Source organism: Anabaena sp. TISTR 8404 (assembly GCF_056847745.1).
In genome coordinates, this window is record NZ_CP180578.1 from 4,868,537 (window position 1) to 4,893,114 (window position 24,578).

Consider the following 24,578-nt stretch of genomic DNA (forward strand, 5'->3'; position numbering starts at 1 on the left):
GAATTACATTCAGTCTCATGCAAACCGATCCGCAACCAGGAACACTTTACGTTGTTGGCACACCCATTGGCAACCTAGAAGATATCACTTTTCGGGCGGTGCGAATTTTGCAGACTGTGGATTTGATTGCGGCGGAAGACACCCGTCATACAGGGAAACTGTTACAACATTTTCAAGTTAAAACACCCCAGGTAAGTTATCACGAACATAATCGGAATAGTCGCATTCCAGAAATATTAGAACATTTAAGTAACAATAAAGCGATCGCTTTAGTTAGTGACGCAGGTATGCCGGGAATTTCTGATCCTGGGTATGAACTGATTAAAGCGTGTATTGACGCAGGGATAAAAGTTGTACCAATTCCCGGTGCAAGTGCAGCAATTACGGCTTTGAGTGCTGCGGGTTTACCAACGGATAAATTTGTGTTTGAAGGCTTTTTACCACCGAAAGCACAACAACGACGGGAACATTTAGAAACTTTGCAAACAGAATCCCGCACTTTAATTTTCTACGAATCGCCCCATCGTTTGTTAGATACTTTGCAAGACTTAGCAGAAGTCTTTGGAAGCGATCGCCAAATTGTACTGGCACGGGAGTTAACTAAACTGTACGAAGAATTTTGGCGCGGCACAATAGCCGAAGCGATCGCTCATTACCAGCAACGCGAACCCCAAGGTGAATATACTTTAGTTGTTGCCGGAACTCCAGCCACTCAACCATTATTAACAGAGACAGAACTCAAGGCTGAATTGCAACAGTTAATTAGCCAAGGAATATCGCGATCGCAAGCCAGCCGTCAACTAGCCAAATTTACCTCGCTTTCCCGTCGTCAAGTTTATCAACTAGCTTTGTCTATAGTTCTGAGTTCTGAGTAGCTTATTGTCATTTTTTACGTATATTTACTTGGTTGTCACGATAATTTTTATATAAAATTTTACTGTAACCCCTATTTTTTAATTAAGATGCCAAATATAATTAACCCATACTAACTTCAGATCCAAGCAAGACTAATTCAATAATTATGGGTAGGCTTTTGATTAAACTTATAGGCTTAATTCTGTTATTTCTGGGTTTATATTTTTTCGGTCAAAACATTATATTTGTTAGCGGCTACTATTCATTTTTCTATCGGAGGCTACCTGCTACAGGTTCGGTATTGGCAATTATGGCAGGTATCTTTGCATTGATTTTCTTTTCCAGAGAAACTGGTAATTTGGGATGGATATTTCTGGGTATTGGCATAGTACTAGTTTTCTTAAGTGGTGGAGTTATTTTAAAACCAACTAGTTTGTGGAGTTTCTGTGTTGCATTCACATCATTAGCAGTTGGTTATAAATTATTGAATCAAGGCAGAATTAACTTCTAACTCATAGTTTTTAGGGACGATTGTACTTGTTTGCAAGGTAGTAAATAGTACTTTTAACATAAGTATTTAAGTAATAATAGCTAAGTATAAATTTTATCAAACTTTTGCCTGAAATAGACGAATCATCGGTGATTAAAAATTGCGGCTGAGGAGTTTGGCTAAGTTTGAGGCTACTATTACAATGGAAATTATCCATAATGAGGAAACAGAATGACCCAAGTGGTTCTAGGCGAAAACGAAGGAATAGATTCAGCGCTACGTCGGTTCAAGCGCCAAGTATCCAAGGCTGGTATCCTAGCTGACGTGAAATATCATCGGCACTTTGAAACACCATTAGAAAAGCGCAAACGTAAGGCCGTAGCAGCCAGACGCAAGCGCCGTTTTAAATAAACCTATGTGGTTTGGTACTGGCGTTGCTTAAAGAAATCACTCTAAATCAGCAACAGCACTTTGCCATAATACTCACATGAAATTTAGCAAGATTTACCCAACCCTAACAGGGGTTTGGGTATATTGCTGTTAAGAGATAATAGGGGCTAGAGAATTTTAGATTTTGCGAAAAGTTGCGTGGGCGGGTTTCCCGACTTGAGCAAACTTTTCAAGACAGATTGGCGATTTTAGATTGAAAGATTGTCCTAATCTAAAATCCAAAATTGATTCACTCAGCACTATATTAACCATTAACTTCAACAGTGCGGCTATTACAACGATTCATAGCCTTTTCTACACCCTGCTTTATGCTCATTTCTACACACTCAACTACAAATTGAAGTACAGCAGACATCAATTGAGTTTCAGCAGTAGAAAATTTTCCTAGTACATGAGAGACAGTTTCTGAGTTATCACTGTTAGCTGAGTTTTTTGGTTTACCTATGCCGATGCGCAAACGAGGAAAGTTTTGCGTGCTAAGATGAGCGATCGCACTTTTCATTCCATTATGCCCACCCGCAGAACCAGATAGGCGCAGGCGAGTTTTTCCTAAAGGTAAATCCATATCGTCATAGATTATCAACACAGACTCTGGCGGCAATTTATACCAACTTGTGACAGCCTGGATTGCTTGTCCTGAACGATTCATGTAAGTCAATGGCTTCAGCAAGCGGATTTTGCTGCCAGCGAATGCTACACCCTCGCCATACTCGCCCTGAAACTTGCGATTTTCCGCTAAGGAAATTTGCCAAGCACGAGCTAACGCATCGACAGCGGCAAAACCAATATTATGGCGTGTTTGTTCGTACTTCGGCTCTGGATTCCCCAACCCAACAATTAGTTGGGGAATTACCAAAGCTGGTTGTGTTACAGCTTCTGTCATTTCACTTACAATCAATCGATTCGCACCACTATGTTAAGGGATTAGTAGAAAAGTCTGAAGTCTTAAGTCTGAAATGAAGAAACCTGTATAGTGAGGCTTTCAGAAATTGAGAATGGGTGATTTATGTCGAATTGTACTAGCGACTAGTATTTTTACTCAGCACTCAGCACTTTATGAGCTAGTTTGAGAAGAATTAGCAGTATCTTGTTGTGGTTGAGCGGCTTCGATTTGCTTGGGTTCGAGTTCAGCAGTGGTTTTTACAGCTTGTTCTAATTGTTCGGCTTCTCGTTTAAATTCACTTTGAAATTCATTAGAAGCTTCTTGAAAACCGCGAATGGCTTTTCCAACACTCCGACCAATCTCTGGCAATTTCTTAGGGCCGAAGATGAGTAGTGCCACTATCATAATTAGAGCCATTTCTGGCAGACCAATACCGAATATATTCACGCGATCGCTCCTATAAGTATGCAGGCAGATAATATGAGAAAGGCGGGTAACTAGAATAACTTTAAATAGAGTAAAAATCGAGATGAAACCCTATGTTTGAGTTTAGTAGACTATGCCCAATTTTGGGAGAATACTTCGACTGGTAGAGTTTGCACGCAGCATAGTAAATTGGGAATTGCCTGTCGTTGGCAGCAAAAAAATTGTAGGTTGGGCGAAGCGGATCGTAACCCAACAAAATCTTGAAAGTGTTGGGTTTCACTGCGTTCCACCCAACCTACCTTTAATGCACTATTTTAGTCTAGACAGTCCAGTAGAGATATTGGGAATTGCCTGTCGTTGGCAGAGATGACTTATATACGTAATCTGTGCTGCTTCTTGAAGGTTAGTAGCTGGCGTACCAGTTTACTCATTCGGCTCATTTTTAATTTGTATAACCGCGAACGTCTTTGTGCGGCTCATATCACTTAAACAAAACTGTTAAAGAAGCTACGGCGATGCCTACAACAAAGGCATCGCGGATTTTAGATATTATCTAAAATCCCAAATCGATTTATCGATTCACTGCCGCAGCTTCCCGTGCCGCAGCTGCTTGATCTGGATGGATACCCAAACGTGTGAGATTAATCCGTCCTTTACCATCAATCTCGCGCACTTTGACAATCACTTCATCACCAACTGCGACTTCATCTTCAACTTTGCCAACGCGGTAGTCAGCCAGTTGAGAAATGTGGATCATACCTTCCTTACCGGGTAAGAATTCCACGAATGCACCAATTGGGATAATTCGAGTTACACGTCCTACGTAAACATCCCCTTCATGCAGCTTGCGGGTCATACCTTGGATGATGTTCCGCGCTTTCTTGGCTTTGGTTTCATCGACAGCAGAGATGGTGACTGTACCATCATCTTCTATGTCGATTTTGGCACCAGTTTCTTCGGTAATGCCTTTGATTGTCTTACCACCAGGGCCGATGACTAAACCAATCATGTCTGGGTCAATCTTGATGGTTAGCAGACGTGGCGCGTAGGGTGATGTTTCTGTGCGTGGTTGGTCGATGGTTTGGAGCATTTTCTCCAGGATGTGCAACCGCGCTTCTTTAGCTTGGTGAATGGCTTGGGCAATGGTTTCCAAAGACAGACCAGGGATTTTCATATCCATTTGTAAGGCTGTAATCCCAGTATCCGTGCCAGCGACTTTGAAGTCCATATCACCTAAGAAGTCTTCAATGCCTTGAATATCAGTCAAAACACGGACTTCATCACCTTCCTTAATCAGACCCATTGCTGCACCGCTAACGGGTTTGATAATTGGTACGCCAGCATCCATTAGAGCGAGGGTAGAACCGCAGACGGAACCCATTGAGGTGGAACCGTTGGAAGAAAGTACTTCCGAGACGACGCGAATTACATAAGGAAATTGTTCTTTAGGTGGCAGAATTGGCAATATGGCTCGTTCTGCTAAAGCGCCGTGACCAATTTCCCGTCTACCAGGCGCACGCAATGGCTTGGTTTCTCCAACTGAGAAGGGTGGGAAGTTGTAATGGTGCAGGTAGCGTTTAGATTGGTCTGTTTGTAGGTCATCGTTGAGGTTTTGGGCATCGCCAGGAGTACCAAGGGTACAGTTGGACAATACCTGAGTTAGTCCGCGATTAAATAAACCACTACCGTGAACGCGTTTTGGTAAGACACTAACTTGACAAGAAACCGGACGCACTTCATCTAGCTTGCGACCATCAACGCGCACGTTGTCTTCAACGATTTGACGGCGCATGAAGTATTTGGTGATGTCTTTAAAAGTCTTACCAACTGCTTTGGGGTCAGCAGTAGCAGCTACGCGAACAGGATCTTCTTCTGGTAACTCAGCAATCGCAGTTGCGATTGTCTCTTTAACAGCATCTAAAGCAGCATCGCGTTCATTTTTAGTGAATTCAAATTGAGACAGAATTTTCTTAATCTCGTCATTGGCGCGATCGCGAATATAATTTTCCAGGGTCTGGTCTACCTCTGGTGGTGCTTGCTGAATTATTTGCAAACCCAAATCAGCAATTATATCTTGCTGCGCTTTGATTAAATCACGTACCGCTTCGTAGCCAAAATCAATTGCTTCGATAATATCTCGCTCTGGCAGCTGATTAGCTCCTGCCTCAATCATGATTACGCCTTCTGGCGAACCAGCTACAATCAAGTCCAGGTCTCCAGCTTCAATTTCTGCATAAGTAGGATTAATAATGAAATCATCTCCTACTAAGCCTACCCGCACGGCTGCCATTGGCCCGTTAAAGGGAATTTGGGCAATCAAGGTAGCAATAGAAGCACCAGTTACTGCTAGAACATCGGGTGGCACTAACTCATCCATTGATAATGTTAAAGCCACAATTTGCAGGTCATCCCGCAACCATGAAGGGAACAGAGGACGCAGAGGACGGTCTATCAGACGGCTGGTGAGAATTGCTTTTTCTGGTGGACGACCTTCCCGGCGCATAATCCCACCAGGAATTCTCCCTGCTGCATAAAGTCTTTCTTCGTAATCTACGGTAAGGGGAAGAAAATCAATGCCTTCTCTGGCTTCTGCTCGCGTAGCTGTTACCAATACAGCTGTATCCCCTGATTCTATCAAAACCGACCCACCAGCCTGGGGAGCTAGTAGGCCTAACTTCAGTCGAATATCCCGTCCATCAAAGGATATTGACTTTTCAACTTCTGCCATTCAGTTTTTTTTCCTTCTATGCACGCTATTCTCTCTCTGTGGCAATCCTAACATTTATGCACTCTGGCTGGCTTCTGTTACATACAAACAGCAACAAGTTATTTCCTGCCAAATGTATTACACGTTTGCTATCAAGCGGCAGTAGATTCGACGGCTTGCTGATCTTTTAGGATTGTCACAGGTAGAATATGCCTAATCATACTCAAAAGGTTGAAGAATTGCACATATACCAATCTATGTAATTTATCGACTACTAGTGATGCCAAGTAAAAGCAAAGTAGATTTTTTTACAACTCTTAAACGGAATGCTACATTTCTTAAATCATCATTAAATTAAACAAAAATAATATCCCACCACTATGTAACCCTAGTTGTACAATAGTACCAGCATTGCCATATAGTTGCATTAGCCTCAACAAAAAAATATTAATTCAATCACCAAGCAACCAATTATTGAAGATTAGCAATTTAGTTTTTAGCAGATATGTAAATTGCTAATTTTTATAAACTAAGTAATAATCTGATAATTTGAAAAAAATATATAGAGTTAAATCTCAGTGATAAATGACGAAAGTAATATAGTAGTATTCAAAATAAAATTATCCCATCAAATTTATCAAGTTTAAATAATTTAGTCTGGTAAAAATCTGAGAAGTTAAAAATGGCGATTTTACACGGTAGCTGGTTAAGAAATAATCAAAAAAGTTGTTTATTTATATGGGGAGAAACTTGGCGATCGCCACAAGTAAATTGGGACATAAATAAATCTACAGATGTACCACTACATCCATTAGCAATGACAGCAGTGGAGTTGAGTGAGTGGTTGGCAGCGCGGAATTTAACAATTTCCAGCAGCAAACAACAGCAGGTACAGACTCAATCAACATCGACGCGATCGCGCAAAACTGCAAAACCACCTGAATCAGGTTTACCTACACATTCTCAAATCATTGCTTTACCAACTCAGATCCTGGAAAACAGCGCAGATAAAACATTCAACTTATTGCCTGTGCATTCTGCCAGCCAAGATTTAGAATCCGACGCTACACCATACCTACAACCTTGGCAAGTTGAGGGTTTTTGTCTGAATACTAGCGAAGCAATTAAATTTCTCAAATCTCTTCCTCTCAACATTACTAGTGGTGAAGATGCTTTTTTAGCTGGAGATTTAAGATTTTGGTCACAAGTGGCGCGTTGGAGTTTAGATTTAATTTCACGCTCTAAGTTTTTACCAAATATTCAACACCAAGTAGATGGTACTAGAATTGCTGGGTGGCAAGTGCTTTTAGATAGTGCTGTGGATGGAACTCGCTTAGAAAAATTCGCGGCGAAAATGCCACTGGCTTGTCGGACTTATCAGGAGTTGGGAAGTAGGGAATCGGGAGTAGGGAGTGGGGTGATCTCTGTAGATTTACCCGAACCTGCACAGGAATTAATTTTAGAATTTCTCAACAGTACAATAGATTTCCAAGTGCGGGAGATGGTAGGTGGTCAACCCATCATTGAACCCAGAGTGATGGCTGCTTTACCAGCGGCAGTACGACAGTGGTTGCAAGCTTTAACTAGTGCATCTAACACTGTGGTTGCAGATGCGATTGGCATAGAACGTTTAGAAGCAGCCCTCACAGCTTGGACTTTGCCGCTACAGCATCAATTAACAGGAAAGCCGTTATTTCGTACTTGTTTTCAACTTAATTCGCCAGCAGCAGGAGAAAGAGAATGGAAATTGGCGTACTTTCTCCAAGCTGCTGATAATCCAGAGTTTTTAGTGGATGCTGCAACAATTTGGCAAAATCCAGTTGAGGAATTAATTTATCAAAACCGTACCATTGATAAACCCCAAGAAACTTTCTTGCGAGGTTTGGGGTTAGTTTCTCGATTGTATAGCGCGATCGCACCCAGTTTAGAAACAGAATATCCCCAATCTTGTCAACTGAACCCAGTACAGGCATACGAATTTATCAAGTCTGTAGCTTGGAGGTTGGAAGATAGCGGTTTAGGTGTGATTTTGCCACCCAGTTTAACCAACCGCGAAGGCTTGGCGAACCGTTTAGGGTTGAAAATTACTGCTGAAACGCCCAAGAAGCAAAAGGAACGCTTGGGTTTACAAAGTCTGTTGAATTTTCAATGGCAATTGGCAATTGGCGGACAGACAATTTCTAAAGCGGAGTTTGATCGGCTAGTAGCGCTGAATAGTCCTCTCGTAGAAATTAACGGTGAGTGGGTGGAGTTACGTCCCCAAGATATCAAGACAGCCCAGACATTTTTTGCTTCGCGCAAAGAACAAATGGCACTTTCCTTAGAAGATGCTTTGCGCCTGAGTACAGGCGATACCCAAGTGATTGAAAAATTACCAGTGGTAAGTTTTGAAGCATCTGGGGCGTTACAAGAATTGATTGGGGCGTTAACAAATAATCAGGCGATCGCACCTTTACCCACACCAGCAGGTTTCCAAGGAAAATTGCGCCCTTATCAAGAACGTGGTGCTGCTTGGCTGGCTTTTTTGGAACGTTGGGGTTTAGGCGCGTGTCTCGCCGACGATATGGGACTCGGAAAATGCGTAGCCCCTGATACCTTAATTAATGTCAATGGAATGTTACAGACAGCAGAGGCTATCTGGACAAATAATGCTGGAGACACAACATTTGACGGTGAAGGATTTTGGGCTGAACCCACTCAACAGTTACTAGTTAATTCCATAGATGAAGCAACTGGCAAAATTGTACAGGCACCGATTCAGCGATTGTATAGGCAGCAAGTATGCGAGAAATTAAGAAAAATCACGCTGCAAGACGGAAGTTGTGTCACTATTACCCATCGCCATAAGTTGCTAACAAATCAAGGTTGGACAAATAATTTGCAAGTGGGTGATTATGTTTGTGTACCTGAGAAGATGCTGTGGCATGGTAAACCACAAGACCCCGATTTAGTCAAGTTTCTGGCTTGGCAAATTGCGGAAGGACATGAACTAGCAGATATTGGAACTGTCAACATTACTCAAAAAGACATAAACTTATTAGAAGATTTACGCCAAACATTTCAAAAAATAGGCGATCGCTACAATCTGAAAATCAACCGTCCTAGTATTTGTACATTCCCCGGTAAAGTTCCTTATTTACGAATTAATAGTCAAGCTTATCGCCGCTTTCTCGAAAATCAAGGTTACCTTTGGGGTAAACTTTCCGCAGAAAAATCTATTCCTTCATTTATAATGCAGTCGGACTTAGATACTGTGCGGTTATTTTTACGCCACTATTTTGATGCTGAGTCTGCTGTAGTTTCTAGTATGCGGAGTATTGAGATTGCCACAGCATCAAGTTTACTAATTCAGCAACTTTCTGCACTGCTGCGTCGCTTTGGTATTTGGTTACGAATTTCGTCTAAACAAAAATGTGCTACTAATGGTACGCGAATTTTTCGTACTTATTATATTGGTGTCATTGGCGGCAATTCAGCCCGAAGATTTCTGAAAGAAATTGGTTTTAATTACACCCAGAAACAGCAAAAATTAATAGAAATTTGTCAGCGAGTTAGTAACACCAATATTGAAGGTCTTCCCGCTGCTGATGTTGTAGCCCAAACAGTCACAAAAACAGGCATACCTTTACGACATCTGGGAATGCACAATACAGTTTATATTAATGGCTCACAGCAATTCTCTAGAGAAAGCTTGCAAAAATTTGTGACTAGTATTAGTCATATTGTTTCTGGAGAAACTCAAAAGCAATATCAGCTATTAAAAGCTTCTAAGTGGACGAATAAAACATTAACAGCTTATGATCAATTAGATTTAGAAAATCTAAACCTCACCAAACAGCATTTGCAACGTTTGATTGACCAAGAAGTATTTTATTGCCGAATTGATAATATTGAAGATGTAGATTACGAAGGTTGGGTTTACGATTTTGAAGTTTGTCAGCATCACAATTTTATTGCTAATAATATTATTTGTCACAATACTATTCAATTTATCGCCTTTCTCTTACACCTCAAAGAACAGGATGTACTAGAAAAATCAACCTTACTAGTTTGTCCAACTTCTGTTTTAGGTAACTGGGAACGGGAAGTTCAAAAATTTGCCCCAAGCTTGAAAGTCATGCAGTATCACGGTGACAAACGTCCTAAAGGAAAGGCATTTGTTGAAGCCGTTAAAAAACATGATTTAGTTATTACTAGTTATTCATTAGTTCATAGAGATGTGAAATCATTGCAGACTATTTCTTGGCAGGCAATTGTATTAGATGAAGCCCAAAATGTGAAAAATCCTGATGCAAAACAGTCACAGGCAGTACGGCAGTTAGAGGCAAAATTTCGCATTGCGTTAACAGGCACACCAGTAGAAAATAGATTACAAGAATTATGGTCTATATTAGATTTTCTCAATCCTGGTTATTTGGGTAATAAACAATTCTTTCAACGGCGATTTGCAATGCCAATTGAAAAGTATGGTGATGCTGCTTCTCTAACTCAGTTGCGTTCCTTAGTTCAACCTTTTATTTTAAGAAGGTTAAAAACAGACCGTACAATCATACAAGACCTACCAGATAAACAAGAAATGACCATATTTTGTGGTCTGACTAAAGAACAGGCTGCACTTTATCAACAAGCAGTAGACACATCTTTAGTTGAAATAGAATCGGCTGAGGGATTACAAAGACGGGGAATGATTTTAGCTTTATTAACTAAACTTAAACAAATTTGTAATCACCCGTCCCAGTATCTAAAAGAAGATACGTTAGATAAACATAATTCTGGAAAGTTGCAACGTTTAGAAGAAATGTTAGATGTGGCGATCGCAGAAGGAGACAGGGCTTTAATCTTCACCCAATTTGCTGAATGGGGTAAATTGCTCAAACCTTATTTAGAAAATCAATTAGGAAGGGAAGTATTCTTCTTATATGGCAGCACTAGTAAAAAACAACGTGAGGAAATGGTAGACCGTTTCCAACATGATCCGCAAGGGCCGCCAATTATGATTCTTTCCTTGAAAGCTGGTGGTGTCGGTTTGAATTTAACCCGCGCCAATCATGTATTTCACTTTGATAGATGGTGGAACCCAGCAATTGAAAATCAAGCCACAGACCGAGTATTTCGGATTGGTCAAACTAGAAATGTCCAAGTACATAAATTTGTCTGCACTGGCACTTTAGAAGAAAAAATTCACGACATGATTGAAAGTAAGAAACAATTAGCCGAACAAGTCGTGAGTGCTGGTGAAGAGTGGTTAACTGAATTAGATACAGACCAACTACGTAACTTACTGATACTTGACCGCAGTGCTTTGATTGATGAAGAGGCAGAATAACGCATAGTTTTTTAAGTTAATTGATAGAGATTAATTATGACCAGTTACACATTACAAGCAAGCCGTGAATGGTGGTCGCAAAGATGGCTAGAGTTACTCGATTCTTATCGTTTTAAAAAGCGGTTAGAACGGGCTAGAAATTATGCACGTCAAGGTAATGTTCTCAGCATCGAATTTAAAGGTGCGAAAGTATTAGCTAAGGTACAAGGTAGTGAAGTTGAACCTTATACAGTATCTCTTTCTCTTGACTCTTTTAGTTATGAAGAGTGGGGTTATGTAATTGAAACAATGTCTAAAAGGGCATTATTTGCTGCCAAACTGTTAGCAGGAGAAATGCCTCAAAATATTGAAGAAGTTTTTACTGCCAATGGTCTTTCTTTATTTCCGTTTACATTAGGTGATGTTCATAGCAAATGTTCTTGTCCAGATAAAGCCAACCCTTGTAAACATGTTGGAGCAATTTACTATCAATTAGGTGACAGGTTCAGCGAAGACCCGTTTGTGCTATTTCAATTACGCGGACGGACTAAAGAACAAATTATCAGTGATTTACGCAAATTACGCGGTGCTAAATCTGAAGTAAATACTACTTCAACATCAGATGTTCAACAGGCAATTTCTCTCAAGGAATCCTCAGTAAACCTTAACTCTTTTTGGGAATATCATGAGCCTTTAGATTCATCTTTAGTAGTGATTACACCTAGCATGAGCGAAACAGTATTAGATGTTTTAGGCGCAATTCCCTTGGCAAAAACCGAGGAAGAAGTTGTAAACTCAACTTCTGGCGATGTGTTAATGAAATATTTAGATACTGTTTACAAAGATGTTAGCCAAAAGGCTGTTTTAGAAGCGATGAATGTGGGAGGTAGTTAAGTTGATAGGTTATAAAAGCAGGGATATGTATTTAAACTAACATGAAAATTTAAAGCACAATTATTACCTTAGAACTTACTGATAGTACCAATATTAAAGTTGAAGCTACACCAATAGGCGATCGTAAATTTGGGTTGGAAAGTGTATGATGCAACTGGGTTTATACTCAGTACTTTACTATAAGACATTAAAGAAAAAGGCTCTCGTTCCAGAACAAGAGCCTTTTAGAGATTCGATTGTCAGTGATGAAAAAAATATTTCAACTTAGTCAAGCTCGTTCATGAACAATACTGGTTCATTCTCACGGTCGATACCTTTCTCGAAACCACCAGCAGCAGCACGAGCGCGACCCGCGTGCCACAAGTGACCTACTAGGAAGAAGAAACCTAGTACGAAGTGAGAAGTAGCCAACCAAGCACGAGGAGATACGTAGTTGAAGGAGTTGATTTCAGTGGCTACACCACCTACAGAGTTCAAAGAACCCAGAGGAGCGTGAGTCATGTATTCAGCAGCACGCCGAGCTTGCCAAGGCTGAATATCGTTCTTGATTTTATCTAGGTCAAGACCGTTGGGGCCACGTAGAGGTTCTAACCAGGGGCCTTGGAAGTCCCAGAAGCGCATGGTTTCACCACCGAAGATGATTTCACCAGAAGGAGAGCGCATCAAGTATTTACCTAGACCTGTGGGGCCTTGAGCAGAACCAACGTTAGCACCTAAGCGTTGGTCACGAATCAAGAAGGTTAAAGCTTGAGCTTGAGAAGCTTCTGGGCCTGTGGGGCCGTAGAACTCACTGGGGTAAACAGTGTTGTTATACCAAACCATACAAGAAGCGATAAAGCCCATTAAGGACAAAGCGCCTAAGCTGTAGGAGAGGTAAGCTTCACCAGACCAGATGAAGGCACGACGCGCCCAAGCAAAAGGCTTGGTGAAAATGTGCCAGATACCACCAGCAATACACAGTAAAGCAACCCAGATGTGTCCGCCAATAACATCTTCCATGTTATTAACGCTGACAATCCAACCTTCGCCACCAAAAGGAGCTTTGATGAGATAACCAAAGATAACTGCTGGGTTTAAAGTTGGGTTAGTAATGACACGAACATCACCACCACCAGGTGCCCAGGTGTCGTAGATACCGCCGAAGAACATAGCCTTCAGCACTAACAGCAACGCACCACAACCCAAGATGATTAGGTGGAAACCGATGATGTTGGTCATCTTGTTTTTGTCTTTCCAGTCATAACCAAAGAAGGAAGAATACTCTTCTAAGGTTTCTGGGCCACGAACGGCGTGATAAATACCGCCAAAACCCAGGACTGCGGAAGAAATTAAGTGAAGTACACCAACAACAAAGTAGGGGAAGGTGTCAATTACTTCGCCACCAGGGCCTACACCCCAACCTAAAGTAGCGATGTGAGGTAGCAGAATCAAGCCCTGTTCATACATGGGCTTTTCTGGGATAAAGTGAGCAACTTCAAACAAAGTCATTGCTCCAGCCCAGAAGACAATCAAGCCAGCATGGGCTACGTGAGCGCCTAGCAGTTTACCAGACAGGTTAATCAAACGGGCGTTACCAGACCACCAAGCAAAACCGGTGGATTCTTGGTCACGACCGCCGCCCATCACTGCGGGTCTATTAGAGAGCGTTACCACGAGGTAGAACCTCCTCAGGGAATACAAATTGTTCGTGGGGCTGATCTTGAGGAGCCATCCAAGCACGGATACCCTCGTTCAGCAAAATGTTTTTGGTATAGAAAGTTTCAAATTCTGGGTCTTCGGCTGCCCGCAATTCTTGGGACACGAAGTCATAGGCCCGCAAGTTAAGTGCTAGACCGACAATCCCTACCGCACTCATCCACAAACCTGTGACTGGTACAAACAACATAAAGAAGTGCAACCAGCGTTTGTTGGAGAAAGCAATCCCGAAAATCTGTGACCAGAAGCGGTTTGCTGTCACCATTGAGTAAGTTTCTTCGGATTGGGTGGGGTTGAAGGCGCGGAAGGTGTTGGCGGCTTCACCGTCTTCAAACAAGGTGTTTTCTACGGTTGCACCGTGAATCGCACACAATAGCGCTCCACCGAGTACACCTGCAACTCCCATCATGTGGAAGGGGTTGAGTGTCCAGTTGTGGAACCCTTGCAAGAATAACAAGAAGCGGAAAATTGCGGCTACACCAAAGCTGGGTGCGAAGAACCAAGAAGATTGTCCCAAGGGGTACATCAAGAAGACGCTGACGAATACCGCGATGGGGGCGGAAAATGCTAATGCGTTGTAGGGACGGATGCCTACTAACCGCGCAATTTCAAATTGCCGCAGCATGAAGCCGATTAAGCCGAAGGCTCCGTGCAGGGCTACGAATGGCCATAATCCACCCAGTTGACACCAACGGGTGAAGTCGCCTTGCGCTTCTGGCCCCCACAACAACAGCAAGGAGTGTCCCATGCTGTCTGCTGGTGTGGATACTGCTACTGTCAGGAAGTTACAGCCTTCGAGGTAGGATGATGCTAATCCGTGGGTGTACCAGGATGTGACGAAGGTTGTGCCGGTTAACCAACCGCCGAGTGCGAGGAAGGCGCAGGGGAATAGTAGTATTCCTGACCAACCTACGAATACGAAGCGATCGCGCTTTAACCAGTCGTCTAATACGTCAAACCACCCTCTTCTACTTGGGGCGCGTCCAACTGCGATGGTCATCGGACTAAAATCCTCTTTTTACTAAAAATTTCAACGCTTTTGAGGAATAAACGTTTTTTTTGACAGTCTCAACTGCTTTAGAGCTGCTGAGTTTCTGAGAGCTTGCCATTTAAGTAAGATGGCATTTCTCAGGCTTATGCCATTACACGTACCATTGGCTAGTAACCTAGCTTGTGGTAACTTAATGATCCTTAACTTATCACATTAGTTCGGGTTTTTGCCTGAACTACGCAGGGAAATCTGGTATTGATCACAAACCTATTAAATATTATGAATATCAGAATTTTTACAATCTGACACAACTTTTCTCAGAAATCTCGAAAAGAAGTATGAAGTTTGAAGTGTGAAGTATGAAATATGAAACTTTATCCTTTGGTATTCTGTGTCCAGCTTTTAAACGATGACCATTGGCTAAACTTGCAAGATATACGGCTCAAATGGCAGACTCTAATAGGGAAGCACTCACTGGCCAAGGTAGTTCCATGACGGCATCAACAACAATTAACAAAGGCGATTCACCGAATGGCGATCGCTCTTCTTCAAGCGTTTTACATCAAAAAGTTATCGGTTCTCGTCGGTTGAGTAACTACTGGTGGGCAACTGTTGTGACTTTAGGAGCCACAGGCTTTTTGTTGGCTGGGATATCTAGTTATTTAAAAGTCAATTTACTATTGGTCACCGATCCCACTCAATTGGTGTTCATACCCCAAGGGTTAGTAATGGGCTTGTATGGCACTGCTGGCGTACTTTTAGCTTTGTATCTGTGGCTAATGATTTTATGGGATGTGGGCGGCGGTTACAACGAGTTCAATCAAGAAACTGGTAGCCTCAAAATCTTTCGCTGGGGATTCCCCGGCAAAAATCGGCGGATTGAAATTGATGCTCGCATCCGTGATGTACAAGCTGTGCGGCTGGAAATTAAAGAAGGTTTGAATCCTAAGCGTGCAGTTTACCTCAGAATTAAAGGTCGCAGAGATATTCCTTTAACGAGAGTGGGTCAGCCGCCTTCTTTGACTGAAATAGAAACAAAAGGCGCAGAGTTAGCTCGCTTTTTGCAAGTTCCTCTAGAAGGGTTGTAGAAATTCCAAAGTAAAAAGGCAAAAGTTAAAAGAATAGAATATTTTGACTTTTTACTTTTACCTTTTTACTTTCAATTCACTTGAGAGGATAAGATACTCTGGTTGAGTCAGTACCTGAAAATGCGGTTAAAAGTTACAAAATTTTTAGTTACGTTTTTGATGGTCGCTGCTTTAATGTTGGGAGGATGTTCCACACAGCAAGTTAGCTCTAACACTTCTCCTACATCAACAGCTACCCAAACAACAACTACGACAACTACTGAAGCAACGTCTGTATCTGAAACAACAAGTGAGAGTATCCCAGGAATGAACAATTTACCACGGCTCGAAGGTAAAGCTACTGTGGTGATGACGGTGAAAGGTTCACCAATCACTATTGAAGTAGATGGCACAAATGCCCCAATTACAGCCGGTAACTTTGTCGATTTAGTTCAAAAAGGTGTATACGATGGCTTAGTATTCCATCGAGTAGTACGCGACCCGCAACCGTTTGTTGTTCAAGGTGGCGATCCCCAAGGCAAAGACCCCAAGTTTCCAGCCAGCAGATTGGGGACAGGCGGTTATATTGACCCAAAAACTGGTAATGAACGCTATATACCTTTAGAAATCAAACCCAAAGGTGAAGCCAGCCCAATTTACAGCAAAACATTTGAAATGGCTGGAATCACTAAACCACCCGAATTAACTCACAAACAAGGTGCGGTGGCAATGGCGCGATCGCAAATGCCAGACTCAGCTTCTTCACAGTTTTACTTTGCATTAGCTGATTTGGGTTTTCTAGATGGTAACTACGCTGTATTTGGCTATGTCACCCAAGGCTTTGATGTAGTCAACAAAATTCAGCAGGGCGATCGCATTGACTCTGCTAAAGTCACTCAAGGTGCAGAAAACCTGAAAGTTCCACAATAGGAATTTAGGAAGTTAAAAGTAAAAAAGCAAAAGTAAAAAAATCTTTTCAGTTTTTACTTTTAACTTTTGACTTTATTAATCCCCACTCACGAAATTGGTTAAGGTTGTTGTCACTGGTATTGGTTTAGTTTCCGCTTTAGGCGCAAGCTTAGAAGATAGCTGGCAAAATTTACTAGCAGGTAAATCAGGAATTCAATGGCAACAACCATTTCCAGAACTGGAAGTAGTTCCTATAGGCTTAATTGGTAAACAACCAGCTGGGTTAAAAATGCTCAACCAGCTGGTTGTTGCTTCTGCATTAAAAGATGCTGGTTTGAGTCCTCCTTTACCTGATTGTGCTGTAGTAATTGGTTCAAGTCGTAGCCATCAAGGTGTATGGGAATCGCTGGCTAGGCAAATGTATGGAAAAGATACCAATTGTTCATTAGAAGATTGGTTGGATTTCTTACCTCACATGAATGCGATCGCATCTGCTAGGCAAATTGGTGCAACTGGAATAGTTTCAGCACCGATGGCGGCTTGTGCAACAGGAATTTGGGCTATTTCCCAAGCAGCTTTTTTGATACAGACAGGGCAATGTCAACGGGTAATTGCTGGCGCTGTCGAAGCACCGATTACACCCCTAACTATCTGCGGCTTTCAACAGATGAATGCTTTAGCCAAAACTGGTGCTTATCCTTTTGATGTGCAGCGAGAAGGCTTAGTTTTGGGTGAAGGCGGTGCTGTGTTGGTTTTAGAGTCAGCAGAGTTAGCCAAACAACGCCAAGCCAAAGTTTACGGTGAAATTCTGGGTTTTGGTTTTACCGCAGATGCTTATCATACCAACCAGCCAGAACCAAATGGAAAAAGTGCGATCGCAGCTATTAAACAATGTCTAGAACGTAGTAATTTAAAACCAAACGATATTGACTACATTCACGCTCACGGTACAGCTACACAATTAAACGACCGGATTGAAAGCAAAGTAATACAACACTTATTTCCGCAAACCGTAGCTGTAAGTTCTACCAAAGGTGCAACAGGACACACTTTAGGCGCTTCAGGTGCTTTAGGAATTGCGTTTTCCCTACAAGCTTTGCAGCAGCAGATTCTACCTCCATGTATCGGCTTGCACAAACCAGAATTTAATTTAAATTTTGTGATGACTGCACAACAAAATATAATTCAAAATATACTATGTTTTAGCTTTGGCTTTGGTGGGCAAAATGCAGTTATAGCATTGGGTAATTCATCTCATTGATCAACTTGCTAATACAGTTTGCTGCTTAATAGGTTCAAACTTCCAGGATAAATTTTTCGTTCCCAATTGTATATCTTTAAGATTAGCTAACATCAACTCATCTCGTTGATACCAAGCTACAAATATCTTTTCTCTCCCATCGTAAAAACTTTCAGGATCTAGTTGATAACCTTCATTAACTAATTTCAACTTCAATCCTAATAACTTGAGTAATTTACTCAATATTTTGATTGGTGAAGTTACTTCTTCTTCCCTAGCTAGATTAATTCCTAAAACCCGTTTGATATGTTGACTGTGCTGATAAACAACATCTTGCAACCAGAGTAAATCAGCATCATTTTCAGTAAAATTTCTGGCTGGGTCAAGAAACTCTACCATTCCCAAAGCTCTCATTGCTTCAACTTTGAAAGTATAAGTTTTGATATCTGGTAAGAAAACTTTTCCTTCTCCCCACTGTAATTGCTGCTGCCATTCATGCTGGTCTCTAACATGAAAATAATCACTTTCGTGGGTTAAGTAATAGTGAATTAGTAATTGAGCATAATAACCTTGATCATCTCTTAGCTTTAGTGAAGGTGTAACCTCCACTCCATACTTTTGTCTGAGTGTATATTTATGTATTTGATTGCGTTCTACTTCTGTTAGAGAGTTTTTAGATGATAGCCGTTGATATTCTACGTAATCAATATCTTGGGCTTCAGCAATAATCTTAGCAGTAATTAATTGATTTTTCTGCTTAATTTCGCTCATTTGGCGTTTAATATCTTTAGCTTTTTGGCGCTTATCCGTCCAATCTCTTTGAACTTTCACAATTTCTAAAATCAGCCTTTTGCGGGTTGCTAAATCATTAGCGTCAGTTGCTAAAAATGCTAAACGTAAATCTCGAATAATATTATTGTGAACTGCATTACTCCGTAGCCAAATTTGATGTCCATCAGCAGTTAAACCATCTTGCATTGACTGACGGTAGAGGCGAATAGAAGCATTTACTCTAGCAGATAACTTAGCCCAAGTACGTAAATGAATCGGGTCATATACTAAAGGCAAATCTACATCTATTTTATGTAGGGGACTAAGTAATGCTAAATTTTCTTTTTGATTGGCTTGATACCAATCAGATAATAAACGATAGTTTGTACTACCACTACCAATTAAACCAATACCTCGTTTAGCACACCAAACAATTCGGGGTACATTATCTCTAACTCTCGCTAATGCTTGTCGTGCTTCTGAATCTGGAATTACGCCTTGAAAAATGCCATAAACTCTATCAAAATGTTGCACATCAATACTAATTCCAGTTCCTAAACTGGGAGTAACAAAAATAGTATCGTAATCCCCTATTTTCTGATTAATAGTTGCCACAAACTCAACTGCTGGATGATCAGGTGTGTTTGTAGTCCTGCTACTAATTACTAAGCTTTTAGGAAACTGATATCGTAATTTTTCTAAACGTTCTTTGAGATAATTTTCAATCGTTTCACAGCTATAGCGCCCAGACCGACTATCTGTAGTGACATAGCATTTACGGCCTGCTAGTAAATCTAGTTCTAATTGATGAATTAAAGGCGTAGGGTTAGGTGAATCATAAAAAGTAATGTCCCAACCGCGTTCTGGTTGCCATTGATTTACCAACACCCAAGGCGTTAGTTTGATTCCTGATAAACCCTGTAGATATTCTAAGGATACATCTGACAAGTCAGCATCTTGGGCAATTACTAACCCTCCAGTTTTCAAAACTGTGGTAATGAGTTGTTGAAAGTTTTTTAAAATTTTAACGCGTTTATTTTTACAAGTATCACTATTTAATAGATGCCACAGTAATTGTTCTACTTCATCTAAAATAAGTATTCCACCTTGCCAATTATTTGAGTTAATCTTCCAAATAGAGTCGATACATAAGCCTAAAGACTCAGTATTTTGAGCATCAAAGTAAGATAACAAATTATGATTATTAATATTTAAACCCCAACGAATACCGATTTTGTCACATAAAAATTTTCCAAGCTGGATTCTATGGGTAATTAATAATACTGGCTGATTTTGAGATTTAGCTTGTTTGACAATAGTTTGTAATGCTGTGGTTTTACCTGTACCTTTAGCTGATTTAACTCCTACTAATCCTGAGTGAGGAAAAGCGATCTCTCCTAAATAAGGACGGTTGATTGTGAGTGCAGCCGGAATAGTTAATTCGGTATGTGGCTTAGTTTGAGCCAGGTAAATTTCTAAATCAACACTTTGGCGATAAACTTTATCAAAAGCATTACCATTTTTCGCCACAATTAGTTCATCAACGCCTTTTTCGGGGCCAGGAAGTTCTATAACTTTGACTAAACAATTTTTTTCTTGAAATAAGCAGCCAAGTTGAGCGATCGCATTATTCACAGCTGCTATAGTCTTGGGTTGAGTTTCAAAATCAAAACATATATATATGTGGCGCTTTGCAGTTGCAAACAACGCTAAGTCAGGAATTAGTTGGCGCTTGGTAACTTTACCAAATCCATCTTTCACAACTCGATAACCGCTAGTAATTCCGGGAATTGCGATCGCCGCATACCCCAGCGATAACAGTGCAGCCGCCTTCTTTGCACCTTCGCAGATAATCACGGGGATGTTCTGTTCCGTCACCCATTTCCAAAAACCAATGGCTTCGCCGTTAGAGTCAACGCTGATGTTAGCAGGTAGGTTGAGATTGTAACGCTTGGCTACTTCTTGCCATGCTTCCAAAGTCACCCGCAAACAAAATACCCTTGTGGGTGTACTGGGTGGATGTTCATATTTAATAGGTTTGCCATTATCCTTGATACGGGGTTGGTTTGGCTTAAAGCATCCCCATTCCAGTGATTGCCAATTATTTAGCGGATCTAATCCCGCACACCACCAACCACCAGCGGTGATATGACTGTAACGCTGCAACCAGCCGCTTTTTACCATGCCTGTGTTAGTGCGTGGAAGAAGTTCGGAGATTAATAAATATTCGTAGGCGATCGCACCTTGGAGAGACTTAAAATTTAGTTGCGCTAGGTGTAAATCTATACTACTGCCCTTGACTAATTCTTCAAGGTGTTTGGGTTCTAAATAGTGTAGATGCATGATGAGAAGCGCGAACAGAATAGGATGGATTTAAACCTTATCACGCCTACCCCGATTTTTTTGATCAGCAACTACTAAGATTTTTTGATAATTTTTTATACGTCGTTTCTGGAAATACAACGGTGAATCAGTAGGTGAGCTATTTTGGCTTGCGGGATCGCTCAACTAATAAGCTTGTATTGTAATAATTGATAAACATTAAATTTTATTTATCAGTATTAATCCGTAAGCCTCAGGTGACGGCTTACGTAAACATAGGAAAATGCTTGCTGTGTCAAGGTGTAGAGACTAGGAATACTCTGCTATGAAATATTTCTCTTTAGGAGAATGTAATAAAAATAACCATAAATAAAGATATATGAATAGACTCTCAACGCTGACGCTGAGTTAAAATTTTAAGTAAAGATAGTGAAATTAAAGATGGATTCTCTCAAAGAAAAAATTGTAGGCAAACTAGAACAATTACCTGAAAATAAATTACAGGAGGTTCTAGATTTTGTTGAGTTTTTAGAATGGAGAAAGGCAAATTACCAAGAACTGACAGAAGGACAAAATGAACAAATAGAAGAAGAATGTTTTGCAGAATATATTGAAGGTGTATTAGTAGTACATACTAAAAGCACAAAAAACTGGGAAACAGCTGTTCATGATTTAAGAGAAGAACGAATTCAAAAATTTACATCTTGGTGAAAATATTATTTGATACTTCTGTACTTGTTGCTGCAATTGTGGCAGAGCATCCCCATTACTCAATAGCTTTACCGTGGTTACAGCGTGTCCAGGCAGGGCAGATAGAAGGTTTTGTTTCAAATCATACTCTAGCTGAACTTTATGCTATACTGACTCGCCTTCCTCAAAAACCCAGAATTAAACCAAAACTAGCACAAAGATTAGTTCAAGAAAATCTCAATAAGTTTCATAAGATTGCTCTCACTGCCAAGGATTATCAAGACACAATAGCCAGGATGGTAAGTTTAAATCTTCCTGGTGGTGGAATTTACGATGCCTTGATTGCTCAGGCTGCTATTAAAGCAAATGTAGATGTTTTATTGACTCTTAACGCTAATGATTTTACTCGGATTGGCGAAGACATAGCTCAGTTAGTGCAATCACCAAGATAATTGTCTCGATTTTTTTATAACCTCACAATGTCCTTCTATTATTTGGGTAGAATCTGTAAACTTTGTAAGGTTTTAAGAACTAATGAAAATAGTTTTTTAGCTGCTTCCTTTCTTGCTTCTTTTTTTGAACTACCAACACCATCTGCTTTTAACTCTTGTCCTTTAACATTACAAGTAGCTCTTATAGTATATATAGGTTCATGACTACTACCTGTTTTATCTAAGTCCATATATTCCGGAGGAGCATAACGAAGTCCAACAAGATATTCCTGCAACATAGAAATAGGATTGTCCTCGTCTATAAAATCAAAATACTCAATTTTGTCCAAATTTAATAACTTAGAAACAATTTGTGTGCATTTATCTAGTCCTTGATCTAAATAAATTGCACCTATCAAAGATTCCATAACATCAGCAAGCACTCTGTCTGTAATGTGTTGTTTACTACTTGTAATAGGTACTACAATGATTGATTGTAACTCAATTTTTTTAGCTATATCTGATAAATTTGTATCTTTTACAACTTTAGATTTAACTTTAGTGAACCATCCTGGTTCGCCTATTTTACGAAACTTTCTCACTAAATACTCAGCAACAACAAAACCAAGTATTGAATCTCCAAAAAATTCTAATACTTGATACTCTCTGAGGGTGATTGCATTTCTATATTCAGTTAAATTAGTTGGAGTAAAATCAAACTTATTTTCAATCCATTTAATTAATTGTTGATCAATCATAGTCTTGTCTTGTTATGTAGCTTAAGCACCCTAAAAAATATAGTAAGAGCGTTTTTGCATATAAACGCTCTTACATCATAAATCGGGTTAAAGCTAACAGCTAACCGTAAAACTACGCCCCTACTGCTTCTTTGGCAGCGTATAGCACCTCAGCAGAGATATCTTTGATGCCGCGATCGCGGGCAAATTTTTCAGTATTTCGCTTCACTTTACCGCGTACAAATCCAGGTATTTTATTTAATTCTGCTAAACCATCTTTTGTCCAATTCAAATCAGATTCGGCAGAAATACCTTTAGTAATTACTTCTTTAGTATCATGTCCACCAAATATTTCTAATAGATGGTCTTCCATTCCTAAAGTGAAGGAATTGTAGATTAAATCTGTTATCTGATTTGTACCTTCGTAACCCAAGAATGGTTTGTAACCGATGGGGAAGTTCTGCACGTGAATCGGTGCAGCAATCACACCGCAAGGAGTATCCAAGCGTTTCCCGACGTGGCGTTCCATTTGTGTACCGAAAATGGCTGAAGGTTCAACACGGGCGATCGCATCCCCAATTGCGGCATGATCATCAGTAATCAGCACTTCGTCGCAATATTCACTTACCTGTTCGCGGAACCAGTCTGCATCGTATTTGCAGTAAGTTCCTGCCCAAACTACATGAATCCCCATTTCTCGTGACAAAATTTTGGTGATAGCAGCCGCGTGGGTGTTATCGCCAAATACTACAGCTTTTTTACCAGTCAAATTCTGACAGTCAATAGAACGGGAGAACCAAGCAGCTTGAGAGACATACAAGGTTTGCTCGTTGATATATTCTTCATAGTCAACATTTGCCCCTTGTTCGTTAATTACCTGTTGAATTTTGCGGATGCAACGGGCAGTTTCTACCACACCCATCGGTGTAATATCTACGCAAGGCATTCCGAATTCTGCTTGCAGGTAATTAGCTGTCATTAAACCGAGTTCGCGGTAAGGAACTAAGTTAAACCAAGCTTTGGGCAGATTCTTCAACTCGTGAACTGAAGCACCTTCGGGAATGACGGCGTTAACCTCAATTCCCAAATCACCCATGAGTTTTTTCAGTTCGGTGCAGTCGTGGTTGTTGTGGAAACCAAGGGTAGAAATACCGATGATGTTAACTGATGGCTTTTCGGTTTTAGTTGTAGGCAATTCGCCTTTTTTGCGGGCTTTCTCGATATAGTATTGAACGATTTGATGCAGAGTGCGATCGCCTGCTTGCAATTCGTTTGCGCGATAATGGTTCACATCTGCTAAGAGGACATCGCCTTTAGCCTCAATCCGCGCCCGTTCCACAAAGTTATGCAAGTCTTCTTGCAGAATACTAGAGGTGCAGGTGGGAGTTAACACAATCAAATCCGGGTGTTCTTCCGCATCTTTGCGAGTAATATTGTCAACCACCTTTTCTTGAGAACCGCGTGCTAAAACGTTGCGATCAACAACACTGGTGGTCACTGGTGTAAAATCTCGCTCCCGTGAGAGCATGGAACGCATGACATTAAAATAATCATCTCCGAGTGGGGCGTGCATAATCGCATGAACGTTTTTAAACGAACTAGCAATTCGCAAAGTGCCAATGTGGGCTGGGCCTGCATACATCCAGTAAGCCAATTTCATCAGGCGTTCTCCCTTGTGAGGTGAATCAGAGGTGGACTATGATTGCGAAATTATT

General features: G+C 40.8%; 18 protein-coding genes. 10 read left to right on the forward strand and 8 right to left on the reverse strand.

What is annotated here, in order from left to right:
- The first annotated feature begins 17 nt into the window (after nucleotides 1-17).
- The 3 genes from rsmI to rpsU all read left to right on the forward strand — a co-directional run bounded on the left by rsmI (nucleotide 18) and on the right by rpsU (nucleotide 1,756).
- Nucleotides 18-875 (forward strand): 16S rRNA (cytidine(1402)-2'-O)-methyltransferase, encoded by an 858-nt coding sequence (gene rsmI / locus ACMX3D_RS21035; protein ID WP_482747780.1) that lies wholly within the window; start codon nucleotides 18-20, stop codon nucleotides 873-875.
- A 146-nt stretch (nucleotides 876-1,021) separates the two neighbouring features.
- Nucleotides 1,022-1,366 (forward strand): hypothetical protein, encoded by a 345-nt coding sequence (locus ACMX3D_RS21040; RefSeq protein WP_482747781.1) that lies wholly within the window; start codon nucleotides 1,022-1,024, stop codon nucleotides 1,364-1,366.
- Between the two features lie 210 nt (nucleotides 1,367-1,576).
- Complete coding sequence (rpsU, locus tag ACMX3D_RS21045) at nucleotides 1,577-1,756, forward strand: 30S ribosomal protein S21 (RefSeq protein WP_008226419.1); 180 nt, start codon at nucleotides 1,577-1,579, stop codon at nucleotides 1,754-1,756.
- A gap of 283 nt (nucleotides 1,757-2,039) precedes the next feature.
- Here the strand turns inward: rpsU and pth are convergent, their stop codons facing one another.
- The 3 genes from pth to ACMX3D_RS21060 form a co-directional block, all read right to left on the reverse strand.
- Nucleotides 2,040-2,678, reverse strand: a complete 639-nt coding sequence (gene pth, locus ACMX3D_RS21050; protein WP_482747782.1) for an aminoacyl-tRNA hydrolase — start codon at nucleotides 2,676-2,678, stop codon at nucleotides 2,040-2,042.
- A gap of 171 nt (nucleotides 2,679-2,849) precedes the next feature.
- A complete protein-coding gene (locus ACMX3D_RS21055; RefSeq protein ID WP_482747783.1) occupies nucleotides 2,850-3,125 on the reverse strand; it encodes a TatA/E family twin arginine-targeting protein translocase in 276 nt (91 codons plus the stop codon).
- Between the two features lie 550 nt (nucleotides 3,126-3,675).
- Nucleotides 3,676-5,832: a polyribonucleotide nucleotidyltransferase gene (locus ACMX3D_RS21060; RefSeq protein WP_482747784.1), complete on the reverse strand. Its 2,157-nt coding sequence runs from the start codon at nucleotides 5,830-5,832 to the stop codon at nucleotides 3,676-3,678.
- 661 nt (nucleotides 5,833-6,493) lie between these two features.
- Here ACMX3D_RS21060 and ACMX3D_RS21065 point away from each other — a divergent pair.
- Both ACMX3D_RS21065 and ACMX3D_RS21070 read left to right on the forward strand, forming a co-directional pair.
- Nucleotides 6,494-11,137: an SNF2-related protein gene (locus tag ACMX3D_RS21065; protein WP_482747785.1), complete on the forward strand. Its 4,644-nt coding sequence runs from the start codon at nucleotides 6,494-6,496 to the stop codon at nucleotides 11,135-11,137.
- Nucleotides 11,138-11,173: 36 nt separating this feature from the next.
- A complete protein-coding gene (locus ACMX3D_RS21070; protein ID WP_482747786.1) occupies nucleotides 11,174-12,010 on the forward strand; it encodes an SWIM zinc finger family protein in 837 nt (278 codons plus the stop codon).
- A 264-nt stretch (nucleotides 12,011-12,274) separates the two neighbouring features.
- Here ACMX3D_RS21070 and psbC read toward each other — a convergent pair whose 3' ends face one another.
- The gene (gene psbC, locus ACMX3D_RS21075; RefSeq protein WP_482747787.1) at nucleotides 12,275-13,663 is read right to left on the reverse strand and encodes a photosystem II reaction center protein CP43; all 1,389 of its coding nucleotides are present in this window, start codon (nucleotides 13,661-13,663) and stop codon (nucleotides 12,275-12,277) included.
- The gene (gene psbD, locus ACMX3D_RS21080) at nucleotides 13,647-14,705 is read right to left on the reverse strand and encodes a photosystem II D2 protein (photosystem q(a) protein) (protein ID WP_482747788.1); all 1,059 of its coding nucleotides are present in this window, start codon (nucleotides 14,703-14,705) and stop codon (nucleotides 13,647-13,649) included. The genes psbC and psbD overlap by 17 nt, the downstream gene beginning before the upstream one ends.
- Before the next feature lie 482 nt (nucleotides 14,706-15,187).
- On the opposite strand from psbD, the gene ACMX3D_RS21085 reads away from it, so the two are divergent.
- From ACMX3D_RS21085 to ACMX3D_RS21095, 3 genes are all read left to right on the forward strand, one after another.
- A complete protein-coding gene (locus ACMX3D_RS21085) occupies nucleotides 15,188-15,784 on the forward strand; it encodes a photosystem I assembly protein Ycf4 (protein WP_482752392.1) in 597 nt (198 codons plus the stop codon).
- A gap of 120 nt (nucleotides 15,785-15,904) precedes the next feature.
- A complete protein-coding gene (locus tag ACMX3D_RS21090; RefSeq protein ID WP_482747789.1) occupies nucleotides 15,905-16,693 on the forward strand; it encodes a peptidylprolyl isomerase in 789 nt (262 codons plus the stop codon).
- A gap of 94 nt (nucleotides 16,694-16,787) precedes the next feature.
- Nucleotides 16,788-17,933, forward strand: a complete 1,146-nt coding sequence (locus ACMX3D_RS21095) for a beta-ketoacyl-ACP synthase (RefSeq protein WP_482747790.1) — start codon at nucleotides 16,788-16,790, stop codon at nucleotides 17,931-17,933.
- Here ACMX3D_RS21095 and ACMX3D_RS21100 read toward each other — a convergent pair whose 3' ends face one another.
- Nucleotides 17,934-21,026 carry a plasmid replication protein, CyRepA1 family gene (locus tag ACMX3D_RS21100; RefSeq protein ID WP_482747791.1) on the reverse strand — a complete coding sequence of 1,031 codons (3,093 nt, stop codon included), beginning with the start codon at nucleotides 21,024-21,026 and terminating at the stop codon, nucleotides 17,934-17,936.
- A gap of 420 nt (nucleotides 21,027-21,446) precedes the next feature.
- On the opposite strand from ACMX3D_RS21100, the gene ACMX3D_RS21105 reads away from it, so the two are divergent.
- On the forward strand, nucleotides 21,447-21,716 hold the full coding sequence (locus tag ACMX3D_RS21105; protein ID WP_482747792.1) for a DUF2281 domain-containing protein: 270 nt from the start codon (nucleotides 21,447-21,449) through the stop codon (nucleotides 21,714-21,716).
- Nucleotides 21,713-22,147 (forward strand): type II toxin-antitoxin system VapC family toxin, encoded by a 435-nt coding sequence (locus ACMX3D_RS21110; RefSeq protein WP_482747793.1) that lies wholly within the window; start codon nucleotides 21,713-21,715, stop codon nucleotides 22,145-22,147. Before ACMX3D_RS21105 ends, ACMX3D_RS21110 begins: the two co-directional genes overlap by 4 nt.
- A 38-nt stretch (nucleotides 22,148-22,185) precedes the next feature.
- On the opposite strand, the gene ACMX3D_RS21115 is transcribed toward ACMX3D_RS21110, so the two are convergent.
- On the reverse strand, nucleotides 22,186-22,884 hold the full coding sequence (locus ACMX3D_RS21115; RefSeq protein ID WP_482747794.1) for a ribonuclease III family protein: 699 nt from the start codon (nucleotides 22,882-22,884) through the stop codon (nucleotides 22,186-22,188).
- A gap of 112 nt (nucleotides 22,885-22,996) precedes the next feature.
- Nucleotides 22,997-24,523: a ferredoxin:protochlorophyllide reductase (ATP-dependent) subunit B gene (bchB, locus tag ACMX3D_RS21120; protein ID WP_482747795.1), complete on the reverse strand. Its 1,527-nt coding sequence runs from the start codon at nucleotides 24,521-24,523 to the stop codon at nucleotides 22,997-22,999.
- Nucleotides 24,524-24,578 lie beyond the last annotated feature (55 nt).